This is a genomic window from Paraburkholderia sp. SG-MS1 (assembly GCF_012275575.1).
Lineage (GTDB): Bacteria > Pseudomonadota > Gammaproteobacteria > Burkholderiales > Burkholderiaceae > Paraburkholderia.
The window spans coordinates 1-17,458 of the sequence record NZ_NPIH01000069.1 but is presented as its reverse complement, the minus strand read 5'-3'; the positions used below and the strand labels follow the sequence as shown (position 1 = coordinate 17,458).

Genomic DNA, 17,458 nt, shown 5'->3' with positions numbered 1-17,458 from the left:
GGGCAGCGCGTCTTCGTGATAGATGCGCGCCTCGCCGGCTTCGCCGCCCGACGCATCGCCGACGATGCTCGAACCGCTCGTATGCAGGAACGGCTTACCGGAACCGGCCAGCCCTTCGATCAGCGCCCTCACCGCGCTTTCATGGTCGCTGCTCGCGGCGTTGATGACGGCGTCGGCGGCTTGCGCTTCGACGATCAGCAACGCGCGGTCGTCGAGCGTGCCGATGACCGGTTCGATGCCGAGACGTTGCAACGCGGCGCTGTGTTCGGGCTTGCGAATCAGACCGCGTACCTGATGGCCGGCACGTACGAGATGCGCCGCGATCGAACCGCCGATAAACCCGCTTGCGCCCGTGATGAAAATTTTCAAGACGTTCTCCCTGGTGGAAACACGATGACAGGCATGCAGTATCCGCCGTCCTGATTCTCGCAAAAAGCGTGTTGGTCTCAAATCAATCTTGATTTGAAATCAACAATGAAAACGCAGCGGGTGAGTGGCTAGGGTTCGTGGGCCGGCTCTCCTATAACTCTCTTATCGGTCCAGCCGGGCTGCGTGGGGCGGGGCCGCAGCCGATCGCCTTTTTGTCCGGATGGCGCCGCGAATTATGGATGTGTATATACAAGTTCATCACCGGGGAGCGGCCAGCCCGTCGAACAAATCCGCGCTGGAAAACCGCTTCCAACGCAAGCAGCCCCGCGCGATCGGCCCTTAATGGAAATCCCCAGGCCGGATTCACGAAAAATAAGTTGTATATACAAGGCGCCGTCGCTAGACTTCTCTGAAATTGTATAGACAGGACAACGACACCATGATTCTCACACCCGGCCACCTGACCCTCCCGCAATTGCGCCAGATCGCACGTGAGCACGTCGCGCTGCAGCTCGATTCCGCCAGCCACGCCGCCATCGACGCCTGTGCGCAAGCCGTCGCTGACATCGCCGCGAAGGGCGCGCCGGCCTACGGCATCAACACGGGCTTCGGGCGCCTCGCGAGCACCCATATCCCGCACGACCAGCTCGAACTGCTGCAACGCAATCTGGTGCTGTCACACGCGGTCGGCGTCGGTGAGCCGATGTCGCGTCCGGTCGTGCGTCTGCTGATCGCGCTGAAGCTGTCGAGCCTCGGCCGCGGCCACTCGGGCATCCGCCGCGAAGTGATGGAAGCGCTCATCACGCTGTATAACGCCGACGTGCTGCCGGTGATCCCGGTCAAGGGTTCGGTCGGCGCATCGGGCGACCTCGCGCCGCTCGCGCATATGTCGGCGACGCTGCTCGGCGTCGGCGAAGTGTTCGCGAAGGGCGAGCGCATGCCGGCCACCGAAGGCCTCGCGCTCGTCGGGCTGAAGCCGCTCACGCTGCAGGCGAAGGAAGGTCTCGCGCTGCTCAACGGCACGCAGGCATCGACCGCGCTCGCGCTCTACAACATGTTCGCGATCGAAGACCTGTACCGCACCGCGCTGGTGGCGGGGGCGTTGTCGGTGGACGCGGCGATGGGTTCGGTCAAGCCGTTCGACGCCCGCATTCATGAGCTGCGCGGCCATCAAGGCCAGATCGACGCGGCGGCGGCCTACCGCTCGCTGCTGCAAGGCTCGGGCATCAACGTCTCGCACGCCGATTGCGACAAGGTGCAGGACCCGTACAGCCTGCGCTGCCAGCCGCAAGTCATGGGCGCGTGTCTCGACCAGATGCGCCACGCGGCCGATGTGCTGCTGCTGGAAGCCAACGCGGTCTCGGACAATCCGCTGATTTTCCCGGACACCGGCGAAGTGCTGTCGGGCGGCAACTTCCACGCCGAGCCGGTCGCGTTCGCCGCGGACAATCTCGCTTTGGCCGCCGCCGAAATCGGCGCGCTGGCCGAGCGCCGCATCGCGCTGCTGATCGACGCGACGCTCTCGGGCCTGCCGCCGTTCCTCGTGCGCGATGGCGGGGTGAACTCCGGCTTCATGATCGCTCACGTGACGGCCGCCGCGCTCGCCTCGGAAAACAAGACGCTCGCGCATCCGGCCTCGGTCGATTCGCTGCCGACTTCCGCGAATCAGGAAGACCACGTGTCGATGGCGACGTTCGCCGCGCGCAAGCTCGGCGACATCGCGGAGAACACCGCGAACATCCTGTCGATCGAACTGCTCGCCGCCGCGCAAGGCGTCGATCTGCGCGCGCCGCACAAGACCAGCCCGAGCCTGCAGAAGGTGATGGACACGGTGCGCAAGGACGTCGCGCACTACGAGCTCGATCACTACTTCGCGCCGGACATCGCGGCGGTCACGAAGCTCGTGCAGGACGGCACGGTGGCGAAGCTGAGCCCGTTCTCGTTCGCGTCCGAACAGTAAGTTGTGAATACGCGGACGAGGCCAATGAACGCACCGGCTTATCAGGGCATCAAGGACTTCATCCTCGCGCGCATCCATGCGGGCGAGTGGGGTGAAGGCGACCAGGTGCCCTCCGAAAACGAGCTCGCGCGCGAATTCAACGTCGCGCGCATGACGGTCAACCGCGCGTTGCGCGAGCTGACCTCGGAGCAGGTGCTCACCCGCGTGCAGGGCTCGGGCACGTTCGTGGCGCGTCCGAAGTATGAATCGACGCTGGTGGCGATCCGCAGCATTTCCGATGAAATCGTCGCGCGTGGCCATCGCTATCAGGCGAAGGTGCTGCACATCGGCGCGAGCATCGCCGATGCGGCGCTCGCCGGGGAGATGCAGGTAAGCGCGGGCAGCCCGGTGTTTCACTCGCGCGTGCTGCATTTCGAAAACGACGAGCCGGTGCAACTCGAAGAGCGCTGGGTCAACCCGGCCGTCGCGCCCGACTACGCATTGCAGGACTTCACGAACACCACGCCGAACCAGTATCTCGTGCGCGTCGCGCCGCTGCAGCGGGTCGAGTACCGGATCGAGGCGCTGGCGGCGGATGCCGACACGCGCGAACTGTTGACGATGGACGAACTGGAGCCGTGTCTCGTGCTGCATCGGCGCACGTGGTCGCAAAGCCAGGTCGCCTCGATTGCCAATCTGTGGCATCCCGGCAGCCGTTACCGCTTCACCGGGCATTTCTGATTTCGCTTTTTTCGAATCTCTCCCGAACATCTTCAAGTCTTCCGAGGGCCACCATGAACAACCCGAAACACATCGATCCGCGACTCGACCCGACCCGTACGATCCGCGCGCCGCGCGGTGCGGAAAAGACCTGCAAGACGTGGATCGCGGAAGCCGCGTACCGGATGATCCAGAACAATCTCGATCCCGAAGTCGCCGAGCATCCGCACGCGCTCGTCGTGTACGGCGGCATCGGCCGTGCCGCACGCAACTGGGATTGCTTCGATCAGATTCTCGCGTCGCTGAAGGACCTGAACGAAGACGAGACGCTGCTGATTCAATCGGGCAAGCCGGTCGGCGTGTTCCGCACGCATGCGGACGCACCGCGCGTGCTGCTCGCCAATTCGAATCTGGTGCCGCATTGGGCGACGTGGGAACACTTCCACGAACTCGATCGCAAGGGCCTGATGATGTACGGCCAGATGACCGCGGGCAGCTGGATCTACATCGGCAGCCAGGGCATCGTGCAGGGCACCTACGAGACGTTCTTTTCGGTGGCGAACCAGCACTTCAACGGCGATCCGAAGGGGCGCTGGATTCTGACCGGCGGTCTCGGCGGCATGGGTGGCGCGCAGCCGCTCGCGGCGACCATGGCGGGCTTCTCGATGATCGCGGTCGAATGCGACGAGACGCGCATCGACTTCCGTCTGAAAACGCGCTACGTCGACAAGAAAGCGAAGACGCTCGACGAAGCGCTCGCGATGCTGGAAGAAGCCAAGCAGGCCGGCAAGCCGGTGTCGATCGGTCTGCTCGGCAATGCCGCCGACGTGTTCGCGGAGTGCGTGGCGCGCGGCATCACGCCGGACTGCGTGACCGACCAGACCAGCGCGCACGATCCGATTCACGGCTACCTGCCGCAAGGCTGGAGCGTGGAAGACTGGCGCGAGCGCATGAAGACCGCGCCGGACAGCATCGTCACGCCGGCGAAGCAGTCAATGGCCAAGCAGGTGCTGGCGATGCTCACGCTGCAGGAACGCGGCGCGGCCACGCTCGACTATGGCAACAACATCCGTCAGATGGCGCTGGAAATGGGCGTCGAGAACGCCTTCGATTTCCCGGGCTTCGTGCCCGCGTATATCCGTCCGCTGTTCTGCGAAGGCAAGGGCCCGTTCCGCTGGGTCGCGCTGTCGGGCGATCCTGAGGATATCTACAAGACCGATGCGAAGGTCAAGGAACTGATCCCCGACGATCCGCATCTGCACAACTGGCTCGACATGGCGCGCGAACGCATCGCGTTCCAGGGGCTACCGGCGCGGATCTGCTGGGTCGGCGTGAAGGATCGCTATCGTCTCGGCGAGGCATTCAACGAGATGGTGAAGAACGGCGAGTTGAAGGCGCCGATCGTGATTGGCCGCGATCACCTCGACACCGGTTCGGTGGCGAGCCCGAATCGCGAAACCGAATCGATGAAGGACGGCTCGGACGCGGTCAGCGACTGGCCGCTGCTCAACGCGCTGCTGAACACGGCGGGCGGCGCGTCGTGGGTGTCGCTGCATCATGGCGGCGGGGTCGGCATGGGCTTTAGCCAGCACTCTGGCGTCGTGATCGTCGCGGACGGCACGGATGCCGCGCGCGATCGCCTCGGCCGCGTGCTGTTCAACGACCCGGCCACCGGCGTGATGCGTCACGCGGATGCAGGCTACGAACTCGCGCAGGAAACCGCGCGCGAGGCGGGCCTCAATCTGCCGATGCTGGGCCGCTGATCGTGGCGGACGTGGGCAACATGGCGACGCTCACGCTGATTCGCGGCGCCGGGCTCGTGGCGTCGCCGTGGAAAAACGGCGGCGGCATCACGCGCGAAGTGGCGGTGTTTCCCGAGCGCGCCGGCATGAACGACTTCGTGTGGCGCGTGAGCATCGCCGATGTCACGCAGGCCGGGGCGTTCTCATGTTTCGAGGGCATCGACCGTACGCTGGTGTTGCTGTCCGGCGCGGGGATGATGCTCGACGAAACCGGCGCGCGCGCGATGAAGTCGCACGCGCTGACGCGGGCACTCGACATCGCGCGTTTCGATGGTGAAGCGCAGATCGACGCGCGTCTGGTTGACGGCGCGACGCGCGACTTCAACCTGATGGTGCGGCGTGACGCGGCGCGGGGCGAACTCGACGTATGGCGTGGACAATCGCAGCCCCGCACGCAACACAGCGTGTCGGCGGACGTCGTGCTGCTGTACTGCGCAAGCGGCCCGGTTACGCTCGCTGCCGGCGACGCCGAAGCGCTGCCGCTCGACACCGGCGATACGCTGCGCATCGACATGCAGAATCCGTCGAGCGCGCTGTCATGCACACTGGAAGGCGCGGGCGCGGTGCTCGCGATCAGCATTCGCTACACCCAACGATGACCACGCTGCGCGTGTGTGCCTCGACGCAGCAGAAAAGCGCGCGCACGCGAACCGACACCGACACCCAACGAGCTGCAACGGGCACGCGATGAAGCAAACCGTCTGGCATCACCTGAAACTCTGCCCGCAGGGCGACCCCCAGCACACGCTCGCCGATGCCGCGATCGCCGTCGAAGACGGCCGCATCGCATGGCTCGGCGCGGCCTCCGAATTACCCGCTCACTATGCCGCGTGGCCGCGCGAAGATCTGCACGGCGCATGGGTCACGCCGGGCCTCGTCGATTGCCATACGCATCTGGTGTACGGCGGGCAGCGCGCGGACGAGTTTGCGCAGCGCCTCGCTGGCGTCAGCTATGAAGAGATCGCGCGGCAGGGCGGCGGGATCGTCTCGACGGTGCGCGCCACGCGCGCCGCGGACGAAGCCTCGCTGTTCAGGCAAGCGGCCGCGCGGCTCGAGCCGCTGCTGGCCGAAGGCGTGACGGCCATCGAAATCAAATCCGGCTACGGCCTCGATGTCGCCAGCGAGCGCAAGATGCTGCGCGTCGCGCGGCAGTTGGGCGAGCGCTATCCGGTGACGGTCTACACGACGTTTCTCGGCGCGCACGCGTTGCCGCCCGAATTCGCCGGCCGCGCGGACGCGTATATCGACGAAGTCTGCAATACGATGCTGCCCGCGCTCGTCGACGAAGGCCTCGTCGATGCAGTCGATGTGTTCTGCGAGCGCATCGGCTTTTCGCTCGCGCAAAGCGAGCGCGTGTTCAACGCGGCTAAGCGCTACAAACTGCCGGTGAAGATGCACGCCGAGCAGTTGTCGAACGGTGGCGGCACCGCACTTGCCGCACGCCATCGGGCGCTGTCCGCCGACCACCTCGAATTCCTCGACGAAGCCGGCGTCGCCGCGATGAAAGCGGCGGGCACGGTGGCCGTATTGCTGCCGGGCGCGTACTACTTCATCCGCGAGACGCAATTGCCGCCGCTGGAATTGCTGCGGCGCTACGAGGTGCCGATCGCGATTTCGACCGACAGCAACCCGGGCACGTCGCCCGCTACGTCGCTGCTGCTGATGATGAACATGGCGAGCACGCTGTTTCGCATGACCCTACCCGAGGTGCTGCAAGGCGTGAGTACGCATGCGGCGCGCGCGCTCGGCAAAGCGGACACGCATGGCAAGCTCGAGGCCGGACGTGCGGCCGATTTCGCGGTCTGGTCGGTCGATTCGCTCGCGGAGCTGGCGTACTGGATCGGGCGTCCGTTGTGCGCGAAGGTCGTGCGTGCGGGCGAGACCGTTTATACACGACGTGACCTGAGCTAAGACCCCGAGCCAGGACCTGAGAGACGACTTAAGCGATGACACAATCGATTCGAGCGCTGTTCTCCGACTACGCCTATCTGCCCGATGGCTGGCGTCGCAACGTACTGCTGGAGTGGGATGCGCACGGCACGCTGACGGCGGTTACGCCGGATAGCATCGCGCCTGCCGGCGTGGACAGTGCCGCCGGCCCGGTATTGCCTGGCATGCCGAACCTTCATTCGCACGCGTTCCAGCGCGCGATGGCCGGTCTCACCGAATATCGCGCCGCTTCCGGAAGCGGCGCCACCGACAACTTCTGGAGCTGGCGCGACCTGATGTATCGCTTCGCCGCGCGCATCACGCCCGAGGGCCTGGCAAGCGTCGCGCAATGGCTGTACATCGAAATGCTGAAGGCGGGCTATACGTCGGTATGCGAGTTTCACTACGTGCACCACGCCGAGGACGGCAACCGCTACACGCACCAGGCGGAGCTGGCGCAACGCGTGGTGGATGCCGCGTCCGCGAGCGGGATCGGCATGACGATGCTGCCGGTGCTGTATCAGTACAGCGGCTTCGGCGCGCGCGCGCCGCGCGACGATCAGCGGCGCTTCATCAACACGCCTGAGAGCCTGCTCGATCTGCTCGGCGCGCTGCGCGCGGCGCGTCCCGAGAGCGCCGCGTTGCGCTACGGCGTGGCGCCGCACTCGCTGCGTGCGGTGTCGGCGGATTCGTTGCGTGCGCTGCTCGGCGGCATCGGCGGCGATGCGCCGGTGCATATCCATATCGCCGAACAGACCGCCGAAGTCGATGCGTGCGTCGAGACCGAAGGCGCGCGGCCGGTGCAATGGCTGCTGGATCGTTTCGAGGTCGACAGCCGCTGGTGCCTCGTGCATGCGACTCACGTCGACGCAAACGAAACGCTCGCGCTCGCGAAGAGCGGCACGGTGGCCGGCTTGTGCCTGACCACCGAAGCCAATCTCGGCGACGGCATTTTCCCGGCGCAGGAATATCTCGACGCCCAAGGGCGCATCGGGGTGGGCTCGGACAGCCATATCGGCGTCGATTGGCGCGCCGAATTGCGGCTGCTCGAATACGGCCAGCGGCTGACACGGCGGCAGCGCAACGTGCTGGCGTCGGCAGAGGCCCCGCATGTCGCCGACCGCCTGTTCAACGCCGCGCTGGATGGCGGCGCCCAGGCGACCGGCCGCGCGGTCGGCGCGTTGCAGGCGGGCCGACGGGCGGACTGGCTGGTGCTCGACGCCGATCACGCGAGCATCGCCGAGCATGCGCCCGCTGCGTGGCTCTCGGGCGTTGTATTCTGCGAACATGGCGAGACGCCGATTCGCGACGTCTACGCGGGCGGCGACAAGGTCGTCGAGAACCGCAGGCATCGCGACGAAGAGGGCGCTTACGCGCGCTATCGGGCGGCGCTCGCCGGGTTGCTGAAGTGAAGAGCTGAAGTCGATGACTTGCCGAACCGATTCTTCGATCTAACCGATTCTTCCGGACTGACATGACTGCATTGAACACACCGCCGGTTTTCTCGCTGCATCAGGGAAGCCTGCCGCTGCTGATCTCGATCCCGCATGTGGGCACGCAGATTCCCGCCGACATCGCCGCGACGATGACCCCGGCCGCGCAACGCACCGACGATTGCGACTGGCATCTGGACCGCCTCTATGCTTTCGCCAAACGCATGGGCGCCTCGATTCTCGCGCCCACGTACGCGCGCTATGTGATCGATCTGAACCGGCCGCCCGATGGCGCGAACCTCTATCCGGGGCAGGACACGACGGGGCTGTTGCCGGTCGACACGTTCGACAAGGAACCGTTGTATCGCGAGGGGCATCTGCCGGACGACGCCGAAGTCGCGCGCCGTCGCGATGCGTACTGGAAGCCGTATCACGAAGCGTTGAACGGTGAGCTCGCAGCGCTCAAGGCGAAGCATGGCAAGGTGCTGCTGTGGGAAGCGCATTCGATCCGCTCGCGGGTGCCGCGCTTCTTCGCGGGACGTCTGCCGGATTTCAACTTCGGCACGTCGAACGGCGCGAGCGCGGTGGCGGGCATGGGTGAGGCTCTCGCTGCTGTCGTCGAGCGGCATGGCGGCTATACGGCGGTCGCCAACGGCCGCTTCAAAGGTGGCTATATCACGCGGCAATACGGGCAACCGGCGCAAGGCGTGCATGCGGTGCAACTCGAATTGTCGCAGATCACGTATATGGAAGAACGGCTGCCGTACGCGTATGACCAAACCCTGGCGGCGAAGGTCGAGCCCTTGCTCGAAGCGCTGGTGACGACGGCGTTGCAGCGCGTCGCAGCGGCTTGAAAGACGTGCGGGAGTTCACCTGACGGCAGCATCGCCGCTGCCGTCGACTCGACGCCTCACCACACGGCTCACGCCGCCGCGCTCTCAGCGCGAGCTCGGGCCCGTGTCGGCTCACACCGCAAAGGTGTAACAGCATGTGTCCGTGATTGCGCGGCGGCGCTTTCGCGCGGAATGTATAACGCGACGAACAGTCCGTTCGCGCTGTGCCGCATCAAACCCGTTTGCAATAAAAAAAGCCCCGCTTCTGCGGGGCTTTGCGACGCGTGCCGTGCCTGTTTGACACGGCATCGCCACCATTAGTGGCAGCGCTTTTCCCAGTGATGGTGAACACGCACCTTGTGGCATTCGCGATGATGCTCATACGCTTGTGCGGGAGCGATCGCGCTCAGGGTAACGACGGCTGCGGCCATGGCGAGAACGATTTTCTTCATTACAAAACCCTTAAGTCAATGTTGTGGAGCTACCGATGCAGCACCGGACGTGCCGCATCGGCATGCAAGCATGCCACATCGCGGGCGTCGCGCGTAGGAACACCGTGCGAACGCGTGTGTCAATGCAACACGCGGCCCGTCGCGAGGCGCGCGCAGCAAGGCAGGGCGCGCGGCACCGTGTATTTTCGACACAACGGCGCAGGTGTGGGGCAAGGAATACACGGGTGCGCATGCCGGGATTGCGTGTCGCGCAGTGAAGCGGCTACCCTTTCAAAACGATGACGTGTGCGAGCATGTCGTCACTACATCGGGCAACAAGATGGAAGACCCAGCGATGGAAGATTCCGACGAATTGCTGCTCCCGGTCTGGCGAGCGAACCTGGTGCTGCTGACCCGCGAGGTCGGCGCGGCGACCCGGCTCGCGCGCATGATGACCTTTTCCGCGAGCTACCTGAAATTGATGCTGTCCGGGCAGCGCGAATTCAGCGAGGAATTCGTGCGTGGCATCGAAGCGGTCACCGGGTTGCCAGGCGGCTGGATGAACGTGCCGCACACCGAGCACGAGATACCGCCGAATGCGCGCGAGGCGATCGACAACGAACAGCCGCTCGCACGTTTTCGCGGCACGGCGCATCCGGTGCGAAAGAAAACCGTGTTGCGGCCGCCCGAGCCGATCTTCGGCCAGCCGGGGCCCGCGAAGCGTGTCGAGGAAGACACGCTCGACGCAGAGGCGCATCGGCGTCACGCGTATTTTCGCAAGGTCCGTGATCTGGCGATTCAGGACGTGCGGCGTTTCGAGCGGCATCTGAGTCATGCGCCCGTGGAGTTGTCGGTGATGCGGGCGAAGGTGGAGGAGGTGATCGCCGCCGCCGAGCTCGACGACCCGATTCAGGCCGACCTCGCGGGCCGGCTCGAACAGATCGAGAAACATCGCCATTTGCTGCTCAGGCATGTGGAGCGGCTGCAGGCGCTGCTCGCGCATCTGGGCGAAGGGGAGTGAGACGCGCGAGCCGCAGCACTTCGATCACACCGACCCGGTCATCGACCAAGCTTTGCGCCGCGCGTGAAACTCGGCTTCGAGCGTCCACGTCACGCCGTCCGCGGCGAGCGCCATGCCGGTCCAACGGAAGGCATCGGGCGTGATGTCGGTGAAATTCCAGCGAATCGGCGTGCCATTGGCGTGCGTGCCAATCTGCACGAGATCGTCGCCGATGCGCCGGCCGGTCAACTCGTCGCGCTGGCCGGTCCGCGGATTGAAGTAGGTGACGCGCCACGCGCGCAGCGCCGGGTCCCAGATGCGCAGCGTGGTGCCGTACATCGCGTCGGTTGCCGGATGCGTCGCGTCCGTATCGATCCTCGCGGCGGTCGCGAGTTCGCGTGCGCCGCGCGGCCGCATGATCCACACGTCCTGCACGGCGCGGCCTTCGAGCACCCAGCCGAAATGAATCTCGCCGCGCCGCGGCGCGGCGCGCAGGTCGACGCGGTAGTGCACCACGTCCATCTCCCAACTGCCGATCAGCCAGCCGTAGAGGTCGTCGGCGGCATCGACATCGGCGGCGCGCGCCGGTGCGTTCAATGCGGCAAGGAAGCCGCCTTCGGAGGGGCTGTCCAGTCGATTCATGCTGTGTACTCCATGGGCCGGAAGTCGGATGGACATCGGCGGGCGGGCCGAACCGCGGCGCCCGCCGATGTGCTAAAACCACGATACGGACTCAGCCGGGGTGCATCTTGGGGAAAATTGCCGTCACGTTGCAGCAGGCGCTGGCTCAGCGCGAGCGGGACGGCGTGCGCGGCGCCATGGCCGCGCGTGCGCTCGCCCGGGGCGCGGGCTGGGAGGCCGCGGACATGCTGTGCACGTACGGCCCGCACGACAGCCCCTTCGAGGAGCGGCACGCCGGCGTGTGCATCGCGATGGTGGCGGCCGGCTCGTTCGACTACCGCGCGGCGCCCGGCCGCGAATTGCTGACGCCCGGCGCACTGCTGCTCGGCAACACGGGCGAGTGCTTCGAGTGCGGGCATCGGCATGGCGCCGGCGACCGCTGCATCGCGTTCCACTATGCGCCCGCGTACTTCGAGCGGCTCGCCGCGGATGCGGGCGTTGCGAGTGGCCAGCTGAATTTCAGGCGGGCGCGCATTGCGTCGCAGCGAGCGTTCTCGCCGCTGCTCGCGCGCGCCTGCGGCGGCGCTCGCGCCGATCCGGACGACACCAGCGACGGCGTCTGGGATGAGCTGGCCGTCGAACTCGCAGCCGCGACGCTGCAAGCGGCCGGCAGCGTGACGCGCGCGCAAGCGTGCGCGAAGGGCGCGGCCAGCAGCATGGCGAAGTCGCGCGTTGCGCAGATCGTGCGCCTGATCGAGGACACCCCAGGCGCACCGCATACGCTCACGAGCCTCGCCGACGCCGCGGGCTTGAGCGAGTTCCACTTCCTACGCACGTTCAGCCGCGTGAGCGGCGTGACGCCGCATCAATACGTGTTGCGGGCGCGTTTGCGAGCGGCGGCGCTGCGTCTTCAGGACGGCGGCGCGAAGATCGTCGACATCGCGCTCGATTGCGGCTTCAACGGCCTGTCGAATTTCAATCACGCGTTTCGCGCGGAATTCGCCGCGAATCCGAGTGCGTGGCGCGCGCGGGGCAGGGCGCGCCGTTCATGACGGGCCGCGTCACGTTGCCGGGGCAGGCCGCTGCTTCGACGCCGGGTGCGTATGCCGCCTTCACCCTCCTCGTTTGTTTTGCCGCCTTCACGTTCTCTGCGCCCGCTCACGCCGACGACAACCCATCGGCCACCGCCTTCGACGACCGCGCGCCGTCCACGATGGAAAGCGACGTCCACGTGTTCACGATCCAGAAAGACGGTTCGATCGAAGAACAGGATGACACCATCCTGCGCGCCAACACGACAAGCGGTGTCGACGACATCGCGCAACGCTATGTGTGGTTCAACAAGGACATCGAACAGGTGCAACTGCTGGTGGCGCAAACCATCGACCGCAACGGCGTCGCGCATCCGGTCGGCCCCGAGGCGATCCGCGACGTGCAGGAGCCGCGCTCGGCCGGCGCCCCGAGTTTCGAGGACGGCGTGCTGCGCACGGTGATCTTCCCCGGCGTCGAACCCGGCGCGCGCGTGCATCTGGCGTTTCGTAAGACGCGCGCGAAGCCGTTGCAGGCGGGCACCTTCGCGTACCTCGTCGAGCCGACGCGCGAGCCGGTCGAACTGCAACGGCTGATCTTCGATCTGCCGGCCGACGTGCCGCTCCATGCCGACGCGCGCGGCTATACCGCCGTGCCGCCGGTGACGGCCAACGGCCGCACGCGCTATGAGTTCGACTACCGGCACGGCCCGTATGCGCCGCTCGAAACGGGCGCCGCCGGCTACGCGAACTGGGGCGACCGGCTGATGGTGTCGACGGTGCCGGACTTCGCGAGCTTTGCCGCGCGTTATCGCGGACCCGCCACCGATGCGACCATCGACGATCCGGCCATCGTGCGGCTCGCCGGGAGCCTGACCGCGAACGCCGCCGATCCGCGCGCGAAGGCGCAGGCGCTGTACGACTGGATGCGTCTGAACATCCGCTACGTCGCGTTGTTTCTCGGCGAGACGGCGGCAATTCCGCACAAGGCGAGCGACATCCTGCGCAACCGCTATGGCGACTGCAAGGATCACGTCGCGTTGTATGGCGCGCTGCTGGCCTCGGTGGGCATCCGCAGCGAGGCGGTGCTGCTCAATCTCGGGCCGTACTACAGCTTGCCGGACGTGCCCGGCTACGGCGCGAGCGCGATCAATCACGCGATCATCTGGATTCCTGAGCTGTCGCTGTTTGCCGATACGACGGCAGGCGGCACGGCCTTCGGCTATCTGCCGCCAGCTGTGATGGACCGACCCGCGCTGCTGGTCGGTGAAGGCGTGTTGTCACGCACACCGGCCACACAGGTGCGCAAGCGCAGCGCGCGCCTGCAGATCGACGTCGACGAAAGCGGCTCGGCGAATTACGCGTACCGTGTCGAGGACACGGGCTTCGCCGCAGAGGTCGAGCGCAATACGTTCCGGCGCGCGACGCGGCAGCGCACCCAGCAGATCGCGGCGAACCGTCTGTTGCAGACGGGCTTGCATGGCACGGCGCAGTTGCGCACGGACGACGTGGCCGCGACCCATGGGCCGTTCGCCACGGCGATGCAGGGCACTGTCGCGCATTTCGTGTGGCACGACGGCACGACGGCGGTGCCTGCGCTGACGAGTTTGTCCGGCGGGATGGGCTCGCAGGTGCAGAGCTGGCTCGCCGAGCCGGCGCGGACCCAGCCGTGGGCGTGCATCGGTGGAGAGTTCGACGAGACGCTGGAGATGACGCTGCCGCGCTTCGTGCGCGTAACGGATTTACCCGCCGATACGGCTGTGCAGGACCGCTTTCTCACGTTTTCATCCCGCTACGTATTCGATCCCGCGACGCGGATGTTGCAGGTCAGCCGGCATCTGCGCGCCGCGTTCGGCCATCAGCTGTGTTCCGCCGACGAATTCTCGGCGATGAAAGACGACCTCGTGCGGATCGAGCGCGATCTCGATGCCGAACTGGTGGTGAAGGTGACGACTCCGAAGTAGCGGCCTTGGGCATTCGGGGCCCGAGGCCGCGCTTCGCGTGCTGCGCTCCATGTGACGCACTAGCCAGTTCAGGTCCCGCTCTTCGTCACGATCGGCACCCAGCCGCCGTTCTTGACCTGATACAGCGTGGACGCGCCGCTCTTCAGCGCGCCGGTGCTGTCGAACGAAATCTTGCCGGTCACGCCGTCGAAATCGATCGCCTTCAGCACCGGACGATAATCCGCCGGCGAACTCGATTTGGCCTGCTGCATGGCCCTGATCGCGGCCCACGCGCCGTCATAGCCGAACGGTGCATAGGACAGGATGTCTTCGCCGAAGCGCTTCTTGAACTTCGCGGAGAAGTCCTTGCCGCCGGGCAGTTGCGCAAGCGGGCGGCCATATTCCCAGGCCATCACGCCGTCCGCCGAATCGCCCGCGAGCTTGATGAAGTCCGGGTCCATCACGCCGCCGCCGCCCACCAGTTGCGCGTTCAGGCCCAGTTGCTTCATGCGCCGCGCGAAACCAGCCGCCTGGTTGTCCAGTCCGCCGAAGAACACCAGGTCCGCATTGGTCCCCTTGATCTTGGTGATTTGCGTGCTGAAGTCCACCGCGTGATTGTCGGTGTACTCGCGCGCGACGATCGTGCCGCCGTGCGCCTTCACCGCCTTCTCGAACTCGTCAGCTTCGCCCTGGCCGAACGCGGTCCGGTCGTCGATGATGGCGATGCGTTTGGCCTTGGTCACATCGACCGCGTACGCGCCCGCGTTGCCGGCGTTCTGACCGTCGGTGGAAATCACCATGAAGGTGTTCGCAAAGCCGCGGCCGGTGATGATCGGATTGGTGGCGGCGGGGTCGATCACGGGAATGCCCGCCTGTTCGTATACCTGCGAGGCGGGAATCGTCGTGCCGGAATTGAAGTGGCCCACCACCACCGACACGCCCGAATCCACGAGCTTCTGCGCGGCCTGCACGCCGATGCGCGGGTCGGCCTGGTCGTCTTGCGAGATGAGCTGGAATTGCGCCACCTTGTCGCCGATCTTGAGCTTCTGCGCATTGGCTTCCTCGATCGCGAGCCGGACACCGTTTTCCAGATCCTTGCCGTAGCCGGCGTTGGCGCCGGTCAGCGGCGCGGCAAAGCCGATCTTCACCGGCAGGTCGTCGGCAAAGCTGCTCAGCGGCGCCACGGCGAAGAGGGCGCCCGCGAACAGGGCAAGCGGTTTCAGCGTGTTGCGAAGACTCATGGTCTCTCCTTCCGTCGACGGTTCAGGTTATGAAAGCGGCAAGGCAAGTAACGCTGGATCGACACGCGAGGTGAAGCCGGGCTTCGCGCGCATCGACAGACTACGAATGATCGAACGCCATAAACAATGCTGGAATACGCGCAGTGGCGCTTAACCCCGTTTATGCGTACTTAATCTGGCGCGAATATAGAAAGCCAATTTGCCGCCGTCTTGGCAGTTCGAGGCCTTTTGGATGCGCATTTCGGCACAGGCCGCGCGGCGTGTCGCCGGCGAGTCGCGCGCGCCGGCGTGTGAGGTGCCGATTGCGGCACATGCTTAAGAAACCGGCGCGAGCGCGCCGGTCGTGCTGTTCAATGGTTGCTTCGTGGTGAGGGACGGCAATGATGCGTGGCGCTGCTTGATGGGCGATTGGGCGATGGGCCGATGGGCGAACCGCCAGCGTCAGCGCCAGGCCGGATCAACGCTTACCGCTCGCCTTGCTGGCGCAGCAACTCTTCACGCAGACGCAGCAGCGGCGCCCTGGTTTCGTCGTCGGCCCAGGTGTCGAGATCGTCGATCGCGCGCTGGCAGCCGTCGAGCACGAGGTCGAGGTCCACCGGCACGCCGTTGTTCAGCGCGAACTCGATGGTTTGCGCGAACTGCTCGCACTCGTCCTCGCCGTACGAAATGTCGAGGTTGTCGGCGATGATTTCGGCGATGTTGCTGCGCGCCTTGTCGTCGGGCGTGACCATGTCGACGATGCCGCGCGCGACGGCCGGCGAGTAGTAGAGGGCGATGTCGAGCCACTGCGCCGGATCGAAATCGGCCTGATCGAACTGGTTCTCGAAGTACTCGATCGCTTCCTGCTCGTGCGCTTCGTCGGCGTCGACGCTCATGCACAACTGCTCAAAAAATTCTTCCCGCTCGCTGCGGATATAACCGTCCATCGATGCCTCGTCTGCTGAATGCCGGATGCGTGAAATGTCATATGGACGGGGGATGCCTCGCCCACGCGGCACGCATTATAGGACGCCCGGCTGACGGACGCGGTCGGCGGCGTGCCGCGCGCCTCCAGGTGAGGCGGTGAGGACGCCCCATGGTCACACCCCTAAGCCGTCTCCGCCACCCAGGCATCGAACCACTCGCGCGGCTGCGCGATGTCGTTCTGTGCGGCGACCAGTTCCAGCTCGTAACGTCCGGCCTGCCAGGTCGTCTTGACCACCGCGTTCACCGCGGCCAGCGTGTGCTCGAAAGCCGCGCGAATCGAATCGCCGAGCAGCGTGCGCGCGACGAACACCGCGCTCGTCAAATCGCCGACCCCCACTGGCTGGCGCGCGAACGGATAGAGCGGGCGTTGCCCCATCCACGCCTCGCGCTCGGTGACGACCAGCATGTTGAAGCGGTCGGCGGGACTGTTGCGGTCGAGCAGATGCTTGACCAGCACGAGCTTCGGCCCGCGCGCGATGACTTCGCGGCAAGCGGCCACGGCTTCTTCGAGCGTCTCGATCTCGCGGCCCACGAGCCGCTGGAGTTCGGTGTGGTTCGGCGCCATCGCGTCGGCCGCTTCGGGCATGGTGCGCACCAAAAATTCCTGGATGCCCGGCTCGACCTTGCAGCCGCTCGCGGCGCCCATCACGGGGTCACAGAAGAACCAGGCGCGCGGATTGGCGGCCTTCACGGCCTTGACGATCTCCAGCACCGACTGCGCCTGCTCCGGCGTGCCGAGATAGCCGGAAAGCACGGCGTCGCAGCGCGGCAGCATGCCGATTGCACCGATGCCTTCCACCAGATCTTCCATTTGCGGTGCACCGATCGCGCTGCCGGTCCAATGGCCGTACTGCGTGTGGTTCGAGAACTGCACGGTGTTCAGCGGCCAGACGTTGACGCCGAGCCGGCGCATCGGAAACACGGCCGCGCTGTTGCCGGCGTGCCCGAAGACGACATGTGACTGGATGCTCAAAACGTTTTTCGTCATGGTATGGCCGCGCGCAAGCGGTGTTGCGCGTTTCAAGGGTCGCTCGAAGGATGCGCCGCGCCGGTGTGACCGGGATCGGCCGGTCGCCGCGTGCGGCTGGACTGCTTAGATGGTGCAAGAAAAATGCGCAGTGTGCATTGTCAGGAAACAATACATGAGTTTGCCGCGCGCGAGTCGATCCGTCCCCGTGTTGTTGCGTCGAACCATCAGAATGG

16 protein-coding genes are annotated in these 17,458 nt (G+C 65.8%); 10 read left to right on the top strand and 6 right to left on the bottom strand.

The annotated features are described in order from the left end of the window. Positions 1-369: NAD(P)H-binding protein (locus CIC12_RS04960; protein WP_168662711.1), on the bottom strand; the 369-nt coding region annotated here is incomplete at its 3' end. Between the two features lie 439 nt (positions 370-808). On the opposite strand from CIC12_RS04960, the gene hutH reads away from it, so the two are divergent. The 7 genes from hutH to hutG all read left to right on the top strand — a co-directional run bounded on the left by hutH (position 809) and on the right by hutG (position 9,046). Then, positions 809-2,329 carry a histidine ammonia-lyase gene (gene hutH, locus CIC12_RS04955; RefSeq protein ID WP_168662709.1) on the top strand — a complete coding sequence of 507 codons (1,521 nt, stop codon included), beginning with the start codon at positions 809-811 and terminating at the stop codon, positions 2,327-2,329. A 24-nt stretch (positions 2,330-2,353) separates the two neighbouring features. Continuing rightward, a complete protein-coding gene (gene hutC, locus CIC12_RS04950) occupies positions 2,354-3,049 on the top strand; it encodes a histidine utilization repressor (RefSeq protein WP_121318880.1) in 696 nt (231 codons plus the stop codon). Between the two features lie 53 nt (positions 3,050-3,102). Beyond that, positions 3,103-4,791 carry a urocanate hydratase gene (hutU, locus tag CIC12_RS04945; protein WP_168662707.1) on the top strand — a complete coding sequence of 563 codons (1,689 nt, stop codon included), beginning with the start codon at positions 3,103-3,105 and terminating at the stop codon, positions 4,789-4,791. 20 nt (positions 4,792-4,811) lie between these two features. Further along, a complete protein-coding gene (locus CIC12_RS04940; protein ID WP_168662705.1) occupies positions 4,812-5,429 on the top strand; it encodes a HutD/Ves family protein in 618 nt (205 codons plus the stop codon). 88 nt (positions 5,430-5,517) lie between these two features. Next, positions 5,518-6,741, top strand: coding sequence for an imidazolonepropionase (gene hutI, locus CIC12_RS04935; protein WP_168662703.1), 1,224 nt, complete (start codon positions 5,518-5,520; stop codon positions 6,739-6,741). 35 nt (positions 6,742-6,776) lie between these two features. Further along, complete coding sequence (locus tag CIC12_RS04930) at positions 6,777-8,171, top strand: formimidoylglutamate deiminase (protein WP_168662701.1); 1,395 nt, start codon at positions 6,777-6,779, stop codon at positions 8,169-8,171. A 62-nt stretch (positions 8,172-8,233) separates the two neighbouring features. Beyond that, positions 8,234-9,046, top strand: a complete 813-nt coding sequence (gene hutG / locus CIC12_RS04925; RefSeq protein ID WP_168662699.1) for an N-formylglutamate deformylase — start codon at positions 8,234-8,236, stop codon at positions 9,044-9,046. A 296-nt stretch (positions 9,047-9,342) separates the two neighbouring features. On the opposite strand, the gene CIC12_RS33585 is transcribed toward hutG, so the two are convergent. Next, positions 9,343-9,477 carry a hypothetical protein gene (locus tag CIC12_RS33585; protein ID WP_255219733.1) on the bottom strand — a complete coding sequence of 45 codons (135 nt, stop codon included), beginning with the start codon at positions 9,475-9,477 and terminating at the stop codon, positions 9,343-9,345. A 334-nt stretch (positions 9,478-9,811) separates the two neighbouring features. Here CIC12_RS33585 and CIC12_RS04920 point away from each other — a divergent pair, with 334 nt between their 5' ends. Further along, positions 9,812-10,477: a hypothetical protein gene (locus tag CIC12_RS04920; protein WP_168662697.1), complete on the top strand. Its 666-nt coding sequence runs from the start codon at positions 9,812-9,814 to the stop codon at positions 10,475-10,477. A 24-nt stretch (positions 10,478-10,501) separates the two neighbouring features. Here CIC12_RS04920 and CIC12_RS04915 read toward each other — a convergent pair whose 3' ends face one another. Next, complete coding sequence (locus tag CIC12_RS04915) at positions 10,502-11,098, bottom strand: hypothetical protein (protein ID WP_168662695.1); 597 nt, start codon at positions 11,096-11,098, stop codon at positions 10,502-10,504. Positions 11,099-11,205: 107 nt separating this feature from the next. On the opposite strand from CIC12_RS04915, the gene CIC12_RS04910 reads away from it, so the two are divergent. Both CIC12_RS04910 and CIC12_RS04905 read left to right on the top strand, forming a co-directional pair. Continuing rightward, complete coding sequence (locus tag CIC12_RS04910; protein ID WP_168662693.1) at positions 11,206-12,129, top strand: helix-turn-helix transcriptional regulator; 924 nt, start codon at positions 11,206-11,208, stop codon at positions 12,127-12,129. After that, positions 12,126-14,069, top strand: a complete 1,944-nt coding sequence (locus CIC12_RS04905) for a DUF3857 domain-containing transglutaminase family protein (RefSeq protein ID WP_168662691.1) — start codon at positions 12,126-12,128, stop codon at positions 14,067-14,069. Before CIC12_RS04910 ends, CIC12_RS04905 begins: the two co-directional genes overlap by 4 nt. Positions 14,070-14,137: 68 nt before the next feature. Here the strand turns inward: CIC12_RS04905 and CIC12_RS04900 are convergent, their stop codons facing one another. The 3 genes from CIC12_RS04900 to pdxY form a co-directional block, all read right to left on the bottom strand. Next, a complete protein-coding gene (locus CIC12_RS04900; RefSeq protein ID WP_168662688.1) occupies positions 14,138-15,289 on the bottom strand; it encodes a branched-chain amino acid ABC transporter substrate-binding protein in 1,152 nt (383 codons plus the stop codon). Positions 15,290-15,753: 464 nt separating this feature from the next. Continuing rightward, positions 15,754-16,215, bottom strand: coding sequence for a hypothetical protein (locus CIC12_RS04895; protein WP_168662686.1), 462 nt, complete (start codon positions 16,213-16,215; stop codon positions 15,754-15,756). Between the two features lie 161 nt (positions 16,216-16,376). Further along, positions 16,377-17,243, bottom strand: a complete 867-nt coding sequence (gene pdxY, locus CIC12_RS04890) for a pyridoxal kinase PdxY (protein WP_168662684.1) — start codon at positions 17,241-17,243, stop codon at positions 16,377-16,379. Between the last annotated feature and the right edge of the window lie 215 nt (positions 17,244-17,458).

Bases quoted from the DNA above. Each gene is read 5' to 3' on its own strand.
- hutH (WP_168662709.1), top strand. From the start codon at position 809: ATGATTCTCACACCCGGCCACCTGACCCTCCCGCAATTGCGCCAGATC.
- hutC (WP_121318880.1), top strand. From the start codon at position 2,354: ATGAACGCACCGGCTTATCAGGGCATCAAGGACTTCATCCTCGCGCGC.
- hutU (WP_168662707.1), top strand. From the start codon at position 3,103: ATGAACAACCCGAAACACATCGATCCGCGACTCGACCCGACCCGTACG.
- CIC12_RS04940 (WP_168662705.1), top strand. From the start codon at position 4,812: ATGGCGACGCTCACGCTGATTCGCGGCGCCGGGCTCGTGGCGTCGCCG.
- hutI (WP_168662703.1), top strand. From the start codon at position 5,518: ATGAAGCAAACCGTCTGGCATCACCTGAAACTCTGCCCGCAGGGCGAC.
- CIC12_RS04930 (WP_168662701.1), top strand. From the start codon at position 6,777: ATGACACAATCGATTCGAGCGCTGTTCTCCGACTACGCCTATCTGCCC.
- hutG (WP_168662699.1), top strand. From the start codon at position 8,234: ATGACTGCATTGAACACACCGCCGGTTTTCTCGCTGCATCAGGGAAGC.
- CIC12_RS33585 (WP_255219733.1), bottom strand. From the start codon at position 9,477: ATGAAGAAAATCGTTCTCGCCATGGCCGCAGCCGTCGTTACCCTGAGC.
- CIC12_RS04920 (WP_168662697.1), top strand. From the start codon at position 9,812: ATGGAAGATTCCGACGAATTGCTGCTCCCGGTCTGGCGAGCGAACCTG.
- CIC12_RS04915 (WP_168662695.1), bottom strand. From the start codon at position 11,098: ATGAATCGACTGGACAGCCCCTCCGAAGGCGGCTTCCTTGCCGCATTG.
- CIC12_RS04905 (WP_168662691.1), top strand. From the start codon at position 12,126: ATGACGGGCCGCGTCACGTTGCCGGGGCAGGCCGCTGCTTCGACGCCG.
- CIC12_RS04900 (WP_168662688.1), bottom strand. From the start codon at position 15,289: ATGAGTCTTCGCAACACGCTGAAACCGCTTGCCCTGTTCGCGGGCGCC.
- CIC12_RS04895 (WP_168662686.1), bottom strand. From the start codon at position 16,215: ATGGACGGTTATATCCGCAGCGAGCGGGAAGAATTTTTTGAGCAGTTG.
- pdxY (WP_168662684.1), bottom strand. From the start codon at position 17,243: ATGACGAAAAACGTTTTGAGCATCCAGTCACATGTCGTCTTCGGGCAC.